The organism is Sphingopyxis sp. (assembly GCF_036402335.1).
Lineage (GTDB): Bacteria > Pseudomonadota > Alphaproteobacteria > Sphingomonadales > Sphingomonadaceae > Sphingopyxis.
On the sequence record NZ_DASWTD010000309.1, the window covers coordinates 1 to 9,824 of the forward strand.

Consider the following 9,824-nt stretch of genomic DNA (forward strand, 5'->3'; position numbering starts at 1 on the left):
CAACCTGGCGTCGTCGAGGTCGATCTCGCGCGTGCCGGGATCGATCACCACGTTCTCAAGGATCGTCCCGAAGCGCTTGGTGGTCGCGTAGATCTCCGGCTCGGCCTCGGGCGAGAGGCGGATCATCTTGGCATAGCAGCCGCCCTCGAAATTGAAGACCGCGGTGTCCGACCAGCCATGCTCGTCGTCACCGATCAGCGTGCGCGAGGCGTCGGCCGAGAGCGTCGTCTTGCCGGTGCCGCTGAGGCCAAAGAAGACCGCGGTGTCGCCGTCCGGACCGATGTTCGCCGAGCAATGCATCGGCATCACCCCCTTCACGGGGAGGAGATAGTTCAGGATGCCGAACACCGACTTCTTCATCTCTCCAGCATATTGCGTGCCGCCGATCAGCACGAGCTTCTCGGCGAAATTGACCGCGACGACAGTCTCGGTGCGCGTGCCGTGCTTCGCCGGGTCGGCGCGGAAGCTCGGCAGATCGATGATCGTATATTCGGCCGCGAACGCCGCCAGTTCCGCCACGGTCGGGCGGCAGAGAAGTGTGCGGATGAACTGGCTGTGCCAGGCGAATTCGGTGACGACTTGCACCGCGACGCGGTGTTCGGGCTGCGAACCGCCGAACAGCTGCTGGCGGAACAGCCGCGGGCGCGCGGCGAGGTGCGCGAAGAAGTCGGCCTTCAAAGCCGCGAAATGATCGGGGGTCATCGGGACGTTGGTCTTGCCCCACCAGATAGTATCGCGCGTCTCGTCGTCCTGGACGATGAACTTGTCCTTGGCGCTGCGGCCGGTGTGCTTGCCGGTTTCGACGACAAGCGGGCCGTCCTTGGCGAGCAGGCCTTCGCCGTGGCGGATGGCATCTTCGATCAGCGCCGACGTGCCCCAGTTTTCCGCAACATCCGCCTGCGTTTCCACGCTGCTGTTGCCGATCACAACCTTGGTCATTTGCCTTCGCCTTTCCTTGTCCGGCGGTGTCTCTGCATACCTATGCAATGCTTAGCGCACTAATGGGTTGGCCCGCATATACATGGGTGCCGACGTGGCCGCCGATTCCGTAAATCCCGGCCGCGTTAGCGAGGATGGTGGTTGAGGTCAAAAGATTCTCGCGGCGCCGCGCGGCCATCCGTGGCAGTTGTCGGTCGGGATCGGATCGGCTAGCTCTGCCCCAGGGTCAGGACCCTGAAGCCTCGCCAACGGAAAGAGCATGACGGCAACCATCGCGCTGGTCGACGACGACCGCAACATCCTGCAATCCCTGTCCATCGCGCTGCAGGCCGAGGGATTCGTGACCCGCGTCTATTCGGATGGCGAGGCGGCGCTGAAGCCGCTGATCGACAATCCGCCCGACCTTGCGGTCTTCGATATCAAGATGCCGCGAATGGACGGGCTCGAGCTGCTGCGCCGGCTGCGCGAGAAGAGCCAGCTTCCCGTCATCTTCCTGACCAGCAAGGACGACGAGATCGACGAGGCGCTGGGCCTCGCGATGGGTGCCGACGACTATATCGCCAAGCCCTTTTCGCAGCGTCTGGTCATTGCGCGTATCCGCGCCATCCTGCGCCGCGTCGAACTGAATCGCAATGCGCCGAGCGAGGATGACGAGCCCGTCGCCGAACCGATCACGCGCGGGCGGCTGCAAATGGACCCCGCGCGCCACAAGGTCAGCTGGGACGGCAGGGACGTCACGCTGACCGTCACCGAATTCCTGATCCTCGAAACGCTCGCGGCGCGGCCCGGCATCGTGCGCAGCCGCAACCAGCTAATGGACGCCGCCTATCAGGAAGACGTCTATATCGACGACCGGACGATCGACAGCCACATCAAGCGGCTGCGCCGCAAGTTCCGCGAGGTCGATCCCGAATTCGACGCGATCGCCACCCTTTACGGGGCGGGTTACCGCTTTGCCGACGATGCCTGACGCCTCAGGATCCGCCGCGCTCAAGCCCGACGCGAGCATCGCCGAGCAGGAGGAATCGCCGCTCGTCTGGTCGGCGCGCTGGTCGCTGACGACGCGCATCCTCGCGGTCAACATCCTCGCGGTCGCGTTGCTCGCGGGCGGCTTCTATTATCTCGACACCTATCGCAGCCGCCTCGTCGACACGCGCATCGAGGTGATGAAGGACCAGCTAGCGATGTTCGACAATGCGCTGGAGGCCGCGCGGCCCGACCAGCGCGCGCAACTGATCAACGAATTTACCGCCGCGACCGAATCGCGGCTGCGCTTCTACGCCGCCGACGGGACGCGCATCTCCGACAGCTTCGAGACCGGACCGCCCACCTATACGCTCCGCGATCCCGACCTGCAGCCATGGAAGCGCGATGCCGCGCGCGCGATGGACCGCGGCATCGACTGGATCGTGGGCGCGCCGAGCTATCCCGACTTTTCCGAACCCCGGGCGGACGTCGCGCGCGCCTGGCCCGAAGTCGTCGAAGCGCAGACCGGCGACATCGCGACGAGCCGCTTCCGCTATGCCCCCGAGCGGACGCCCCTGCTCAGCGCGGCGCGCGTCGTCGACCTCGAGGAACCGCAGACCGTGCTGATGACGCTCAATGCGCGCGACATCACACGCACGGTGCGCGCCGAACGCTTCCGTATCGCGGTGGTCGTTTTCGTGGTGCTGCTCGCCTCGGTGCTGCTTTCGCTGTTTCTCGCGCGCACCATCGTGCGGCCGCTGCGCCGGCTGGCGCGCGCCGCGGTGCGCGTCCGGCTGGGACGCGCGCGCGAAGTCGTCGTGCCGCGCCTGCCGAGTCGCCGCGACGAGATCGGCACGCTCGCGCGCGCGCTGTCCGACATGACGCAGGCGCTTCGCGAACGCATCGACGCCGGCGAACATTTCGCCGCCGACGTGACGCACGAGCTCAAGAACCCGATCGCCTCGGTCCGCTCGGCGATCGAGGGGCTCGGCCGCGTCAAGAGCGACGAGCAGCGCGCGCAACTGCTCGCGATCGCCGACGAGGATGTTCGCCGGCTCGACCGGCTGGTGAACGACATCAGCGAGGCAAGCCGCGTCGACGCGCAGCTATCCCGAACGCTTTTCGAACCGATCGACGTCGGCATCATGATCGAATCGATGCTCGCATCGCGCGCGGCCCGCGTCGATGCCGACGCGCCGCAGCCGCGCGTCGCCTTTGCCCGCCCGCGCAAGGGCACGACGACGGTGATGGGCGACGGCCACCGGCTCGAACGCGCGATCGACAATGTGATCGACAATGCAATCAGCTTTTCGCCCCCCACCGGCCTCGTCTGCATCTCGGCGACCCGTCTCGGCGACGAGGTGCATGTGAAGGTCGACGACGACGGTCCCGGCATCGAGCCCGCGCAGCGCGACGCCATTTTCCGCCGCTTTCACAGCGAACGCCCGGCGGGCGAGGCCTTCGGACGCCACAGCGGCCTCGGCCTCGCGATCGCCCGGACGATCGTTGAGGGGCATAGCGGTACGATCAACGCCAAGGATCGCGACGACGGCAAGCAAGGCGGCAGCCTGCTGATCACCCTGCCGGCGCGCGAAGGCGGGACAGAATCGGGCTGACGGCCGCGTCCTATCGCCTTGCGGCACCGCTTCGTCGCCGGTAAGCGTGCGTCCATGCTTCCGAGCCGGACCAGACCCGATATCGTCAATATCCATGCGAGCTGCGTCGCGGCGGGCAGCCGGGGCATCCTGCTGCTCGGTCTGTCGGGGCAGGGAAAATCGGACCTTGCGTTGCGCCTGATCGATCGCGGCGCGCGGCTCGTCGCCGACGACCGCTGCGACATCTGGTTCGACCGCGGCCGATTATGGTGCCGTCCGCCCGCCGAACTCGCCGGCAAGATCGAAGTGCGCGGCCTCGGCATCGTCGAACAGCGCTGGACCGCACCGGTGCCGCTGGCGCTCGCGGTGCGCCTTGCCGAGCGCTATGAACGCATGCCGTCCGAACGGCAGGCCGAAACCGTTGCCGGCCATGCCTTGCCCGCACTCATGCTCTCGGCGTTCGAAGCCTCCGCCCCGATCAAGATTCTGCTCGCGCTCGACCGGCTGGCCGGTGCCGAATGAGATACCGCCCATGACCGGCGCCGCCGAACCCCGCCTGCTGCTGGTGACCGGCCTGTCCGGCGCGGGCAAATCGACCGTGCTCAAGGTGCTCGAGGATCTGGGCTGGGAGGTGGTCGACAACCTGCCGCTCGCCTTGCTCGAAGCCTTGATCGCGGCGCCGGCGAAGGGCAGCGACGCAACGCGTCCGCTCGCGGTCGGGATCGACAGCCGCAGCCGCGGGTTCAAACCCGCACGGCTGGTGAAACAGATCAAGTTGCTTCGCGAAAGTGGCGGACGCGACGTCCAGACCTTGTTCATCGACTGCGCGGGTGCCGAGCTCGAGCGGCGCTTTTCGGAAACGCGGCGACGTCACCCGCTCGCCGAGGATCGCCCTGCCGCCGACGGTATCGCGCGCGAACGCGAGATGATGGAATCGCTCCGCCGCTGGGCGGAGCATGTCATCGACACAACCAACTACAGCAGCAACGACCTGCAACAGGAAGTGCGCCAGCGCTTCGCCGACGTCTGGCAGAACGAGCCCGTGCTCAACGTCATGAGCTTCGGCTTTGCGCGCGGGCTGCCGCGCAACGCCGACCTGGTGTTCGACATGCGCTATTTGCGCAATCCGCACTGGGACGCGAAGCTGCGCCCCGGCACCGGGCTCGATGCTGCGGTTTCGGCCTATATCGTCGCCGATCCCGCCTATGAGGCGACCGTCGCGCAGATCGAGGCGCTGCTGATCGCCTTGCTGCCGCGTTACCGGGCCGAGGGCAAAAGCTATGTGACGATCGCCTTCGGCTGCACCGGCGGCCGCCACCGGTCGGTGCATGTCGCCGAACGCGTGGCAAAGCGCCTCCGCGAAGCGGGTCATAATCCGACGGTCATTCACCGCAATCTTGACTCTGCCCCGCAAGATGGGCTTGAGGGCAAGCCCCCGCCCACGGCTGCCACGCCCGGCGGCAATATATAAGGGTCGACGACTGCATGCCGAACGATAAGGCTCTGCCGCTTCTGGGAATGGTGCTCGTCACGCACGGCCGCCTTGCCGAGGAAATGGTGCGTGCGATGGAGCATGTCGTCGGGCCCCAGCGCGCGGTCGCGACCGTGTGCATCGGCCCCAACGACAATATGGAGATGCGCCGCCGCGAAATCGCCGACGCGATTCGCAAGGTCGACGAAGGCCGCGGCGTCGTCATGCTGACCGACCTGTTCGGCGGCACGCCGTCGAACCTCGCGATCAGCCTGCTCGAATCGGGCCGCACCGAAGTGATCGCGGGGGTCAATTTGCCTATGCTGATCCGTCTCGAAAGTGCGCGCAAGACGATGGAACTTCGCGCCGCGGTGATCGCGGCCAAGGAAGCCGGCCAGAAATATATCTCGGTCGCGTCGGAAATGCTGGGAGTCGGCCCTTGAGCGAAAATTCCGAAACCGTCGAAATCACCAACCAGCGCGGACTGCACGCGCGCGCGAGCGCCAAGTTCGTAACCTTCGTCAGCCGCCTGCCCGAAACGGTGTCGGTCGAGGTCGAAAAGGGCGGATCGCGCGTCAACGGCACCTCGATCATGGGATTGATGATGCTGGGCGCCGCAAAGGGCGATTCGATCACGATCCACACAAAGGGCGACGGCGCCGACGCCGCGTTGCTGAAACTCGTCGGGCTGGTCAAGGACAGCTTCGGCGAGGATTGACGGCATGCGCCGTTCGACCATCGAGAGCCTGTCGAACCCGCTGGTCAAGCGGATGCGGCTGCTGCGCGAGAAACGCCATCGCCGCGCCGAGGGCCTGTTCCTCGCCGAAGGGCTCCGCATCGCGACCGAGGCGCGCGAGGCGGGCGTGCTGCCACAGTGGCTGTTCCTCGGCCCCGACGGCGACGCGCACCCGCTGGCACAGGCGCTGGTCGCCGATACGATGAAGGCGGGCGGCGAGGTCGTCGACACGACCCCGGCGATCCTTTCGAAACTGTCGGGCAAGGACAATTCGCAGACCGTCGTCGGCATCTATGCCGAGCCCCGGGCGACGCTCGCCGAGCTCGACCGCGACGCGGCGCCGATCTGGCTCGTCGCCGAGCGGCTGCGCGATCCGGGCAATCTCGGCACGATGCTGCGCACTGGCGATGCGGTCGGCGCGGGCGGGCTGATCCTCCTGGGCGAATCGACCGACCCCTATGCGGTCGAGGCGGTGCGCGCGAGCATGGGGGCGATCTTCACGCAAAAGCTCGTCGTAGCGCATTGGGACGAGTTCCTGCCCTGGCTGCGGCAGGGTCCAGGCCAGCTCGTCGCGACCTGGCTCGGCGACGATACGCTGGATTATCAGGCGGTGCGCTATGCCGCGCCGACCTTCATCCTCACCGGCAATGAATCGCAGGGCATGCCGCCCGAATATGCCGCCGCCGCCGACGTGCGCGTCAAGATGCCGATGATGGGCAAGGCCGACAGCCTCAACGCCGCGGTGGCGACCGCGGTGATGGCGTATGAGGTGTTGAACCAGCGGCGCAGCTGAGCACAAGGCGGCGTTTCGGTTAAGCCCGCCGCCAGCTTCATGCTATTAGGCAACCTCCTCACCCGTTCGCATCGAGCGAAGTCGAGATGCCCCTCGGCGCGGCGCGATGTCGATGGGTGTCTCGACTTCGCTCGACACGAACGGAACACAGGAGTTTCCAGATGCTCAAGCCCGCTCCCATGCTCGCCCTTTTCTTGGCGCTGGCCGCCTGCGCGCCCGTTGCCGAATCGCCGCCGCAAGGTCCCGGCGAACAGCCCGCCGCCTATATGGCGCTCGGCACCGAGCCCGGCTGGACGCTCGAGATCACCGACGCGCGGCTCAACTATGCCGGCGATTATGGCGAGACCAGGATCATGGTGCCGAACCCCGGCGCCGAGCCGAGCACCACGGGCAAACGCTATGTCACCGACCGATTGACCGTCGACGTCACCCACGGCGCGTGCAGCGACGGGATGAGCGACCGGCGCTATCGTGACACGGTGACCGTGACCGCCGACGGCAAGAGCGTGAAGGGATGCGGCGGCGCCATCCTGCCGCCCGCCGAGCTTGCGGGCACCAGCTGGACCTTCGCGTCGATCGGCGGCGTTGATGTCGCGGCCGACCGGCCGACTTCGCTGATATTCGACGGGACGCGGCTCAGCGGCAGCGCCGGCTGTAACCGTTTTTCGGGCAGCTATGCCGTCGAGGGCCGCAGGTTGACCGCAGGACCGCTGATGGCGACCGAGATGGCCTGTCCGGGTGCCGGCATGACGCAGGAGAATGCATTCTTCGCGCTGATGCGCGGCCCGGTCGGCCTGAGCTTTCCGACCGACGGGACGCTGGTTCTGACGGCAAGCGATGGGAAAACCGCTGTGTTGCGGCGGTCGATCTGAGCCCTCGTCTGCTTTGGGGTGGGGAGCGGCGGCGGCCGGTGCAGCAATCTCCAAAGGTCAGTAAAGGTCAGCCTTGTGTGCGGCCCGATTTGACCTTGCGGAGTGCGGGAAGCGACCAGCCGTGACTGCTTGGCACAAACTGGCCAGCAACCGTTTTATGCACCAGATGAAAGAGCCGCGATAAAGGCTGGCATAGCCGGATATTGTAGGAAAGGCTTATTTGCAGGCGTCCGATTGGGGTGGTTAGCTGTCCCTTGTGTACCCCGGCGAAAGCCGGGGTCCATGGCGTCAGAAGGCTAGCATTGCGCGATTACGCTCTGGGCCCCGGCTTTCGCCGGGGTGCACATCTCTATCGGCAGCTTCCGGCCGAAACCCGCCCTCAGCCGACCGATGCAATCGCCGGGAATCGACGTGCTGTCACTCTCCCGCGTCGTTGACCGCCGCGGGTGCCGACGCCAGCTTCGCCAGCGGCCGCGCCGCCTGTTCGGCGACGGGCAGCGAAGGAATTTCCTTGTCGCCGGTTTCGATATCGAGCGCCTCGAAGCGTTTCGCCTGCGTCAGCACCTGCGATTCGAAGCTGCCGACGAACGCGTTATACGCCCCCGTCGCCTGATCGAGATTGCGCCCGACCTTGGCGATGTGCGAACCCATCACCGACATGCGCGCGTAGAGTTCCTTGCCCAGCGCCGCGATCTCGCGCGCCTGATTGGCCAGCTTTTCCTGCCGCCACACCGCCGCGACGGTGCGCGCGATCGCGATGAGGTTGGTCGGGGTCGCGAGCAGCACCTTGCGCTCGAACGCATAGTCCCAGAGGCCTGCATCCTGATCGAGCGCGGCGGCGAGGAAATGCTCGCCCGGCACGAACATCACGACGAAATCGGGGGTGTCGTCGAACTGGTTCCAATAGGCCTTGGCGCCGAGCGTGTTCACATGCGCCTTCATCGCCGCGGCGTGGGCAGCGAGGTGCGCCGCCTTCTCGCGCTCGTCGACCGCACCGAACGCGTCCTGATAGGCGTTCAAGGACACTTTGGCGTCGATCACGAGATTCTGCCCGCCGGGCACGCGCACGACGACGTCGGGACGCAACCTTCCGCCATCGCCCTCGACGCTCACCTCGGTCTGGAAGTCGGCATGTTCGGAAAGCCCGCAGCTTTCGAGCACGTTGCGAAGCTGTTGCTCGCCCCAGCGTCCGCGCGCCTTCGGCGCGTTGCGCAGCGCGTTGACGAGCTTCGCCGCCTCGCTCGACACGCGCTCCGTACCCTCGCGCATCGCCGCGATCTGGCCGTGAAGCAGGCCGAAGGCGTCGCGCCGTTCGGCCTCGACTTTCGCTACCGCCGCCTCGTATTTCTCGAGCCGGTCATGGACCGGGTTCAGCAACGCCTTCAGATTCTGCCCCGCGGTCGCTTCGCTTTCCTTGAAGCGCGCTTCGGCGCGGTCGAGGAACGCCTTTTGCGCACCGTCGAGCATCGCCTGTCCGACTTCGCGGAACTGCGCGGTCAGCGTGGCCTGCGCGTCCCTGAGCTGCGCGATCTGCGCGTCATGCGCCTCGTCACGCGCCTTCTGCTCGCTAAGCAAGGCGGCGAGCTGGATATCGGCCGATTTGCGCGCCTCGGCCTCGGTCGCAAGATCGGTGACCGCGCTCTTGAACCGCTCCGCTAGCCCGTCGCGTTCGGCCTTGAGCGCACCCGATTGGCGGCCGGCGAAAAGCCAGCCGATCAGGCCACCGACGGCGAGGGCAACAAGGGCGACAACAAGCGATGTTCCATCCATCCGGGGAACATAGGACGAACGCCGCCGGTCTGGCTAGTCGGTAATTCCGGTCAGAGCAGATAGATGATGACGTAGCGGACGACCAGCGCGGCGAGGATCGCGATGCTCCAGCGGCGATCCTTGACCCACATGGCGGCGACCATCAGCGCAACCAGCACGATGGTCATGACCCACGCGAGCGGCCGCGCCAGAGCCGCCGCCAGATCGGGCTGCGACGCATAATAGGCCAGCTGCGCGCCAAGCAGCACCAGCAGCAGCCCGAGAACGATCCGCCGGACGCGGAAATAATGAACGTCGAGATTCGCGAACCCTTCGGGATGCGAGGGGAAGACAAGACGCGCGGCAAGGAAATAGACGCTGGCGAAAGCCGCTACAGCGAGCAGGGCAGTACTCGACACGGCAATGTCGCCGCGCGCGATCCATGCCGCGCTCCAGAACGAGAGCAGGTCGAGCATCACGAAGATCGCAAGCAGCGGGGTCAGCCACCCGATCGCAAAGGTTTCGCGCTCGGCCTCGGCGGCAAAACGCACCTCGATCGCGCGGCCGAGCCCACCGAGAAGCTCGACCATCGAGAGGCCAAGCAGCAGGCTGTAGAGCGCAAAGACGAATTCGAAATCATCCACCAAGGCCCCATAGGATGGACAGGCTTTGTCAGGCTAGCCCCAAATGACCGGTACGCCCC

Annotated in this window: 11 protein-coding genes; 8 read left to right on the forward strand and 3 right to left on the reverse strand. The window is 66.3% G+C overall.

Features of this window, described 5'->3' with window-relative positions:
* Nucleotides 1-939: phosphoenolpyruvate carboxykinase (ATP) (locus VGD20_RS09535; RefSeq protein WP_331134214.1), on the reverse strand; the 939-nt coding region annotated here is incomplete at its 3' end.
* A 259-nt stretch (nt 940-1,198) separates the two neighbouring features.
* Between VGD20_RS09535 and VGD20_RS09540 the strand changes: the two genes are divergently transcribed.
* The 8 genes from VGD20_RS09540 to VGD20_RS09575 all read left to right on the forward strand — a co-directional run bounded on the left by VGD20_RS09540 (nt 1,199) and on the right by VGD20_RS09575 (nt 7,372).
* Nucleotides 1,199-1,909: a response regulator transcription factor gene (locus VGD20_RS09540; RefSeq protein WP_331134215.1), complete on the forward strand. Its 711-nt coding sequence runs from the start codon at nt 1,199-1,201 to the stop codon at nt 1,907-1,909.
* Nucleotides 1,902-3,521, forward strand: coding sequence for a sensor histidine kinase (locus VGD20_RS09545; RefSeq protein ID WP_331134216.1), 1,620 nt, complete (start codon nt 1,902-1,904; stop codon nt 3,519-3,521). The genes VGD20_RS09540 and VGD20_RS09545 overlap by 8 nt, the downstream gene beginning before the upstream one ends.
* Nucleotides 3,522-3,575: 54 nt before the next feature.
* Complete coding sequence (locus VGD20_RS09550) at nt 3,576-4,022, forward strand: serine kinase (protein ID WP_331134217.1); 447 nt, start codon at nt 3,576-3,578, stop codon at nt 4,020-4,022.
* Nucleotides 4,023-4,032: 10 nt separating this feature from the next.
* Nucleotides 4,033-4,971 (forward strand): RNase adapter RapZ, encoded by a 939-nt coding sequence (rapZ, locus tag VGD20_RS09555; RefSeq protein WP_331134218.1) that lies wholly within the window; start codon nt 4,033-4,035, stop codon nt 4,969-4,971.
* A 14-nt stretch (nt 4,972-4,985) separates the two neighbouring features.
* Nucleotides 4,986-5,414, forward strand: coding sequence for a PTS sugar transporter subunit IIA (locus VGD20_RS09560; RefSeq protein ID WP_331134219.1), 429 nt, complete (start codon nt 4,986-4,988; stop codon nt 5,412-5,414).
* Entirely contained in the window at nt 5,411-5,689 is a 279-nt protein-coding gene (locus VGD20_RS09565; protein WP_077145441.1) for an HPr family phosphocarrier protein, read from the forward strand. Before VGD20_RS09560 ends, VGD20_RS09565 begins: the two co-directional genes overlap by 4 nt.
* Nucleotides 5,690-5,693: 4 nt before the next feature.
* A complete protein-coding gene (locus VGD20_RS09570; RefSeq protein ID WP_331134220.1) occupies nt 5,694-6,500 on the forward strand; it encodes an RNA methyltransferase in 807 nt (268 codons plus the stop codon).
* Between the two features lie 161 nt (nt 6,501-6,661).
* Nucleotides 6,662-7,372, forward strand: a complete 711-nt coding sequence (locus tag VGD20_RS09575; protein ID WP_331134221.1) for an META domain-containing protein — start codon at nt 6,662-6,664, stop codon at nt 7,370-7,372.
* A gap of 417 nt (nt 7,373-7,789) precedes the next feature.
* On the opposite strand, the gene rmuC is transcribed toward VGD20_RS09575, so the two are convergent.
* Nucleotides 7,790-9,142 (reverse strand): DNA recombination protein RmuC, encoded by a 1,353-nt coding sequence (gene rmuC, locus VGD20_RS09580; protein WP_331134222.1) that lies wholly within the window; start codon nt 9,140-9,142, stop codon nt 7,790-7,792.
* Between the two features lie 50 nt (nt 9,143-9,192).
* Complete coding sequence (locus tag VGD20_RS09585; RefSeq protein ID WP_331134223.1) at nt 9,193-9,765, reverse strand: hypothetical protein; 573 nt, start codon at nt 9,763-9,765, stop codon at nt 9,193-9,195.
* Nucleotides 9,766-9,824: the final 59 nt, after the last annotated feature.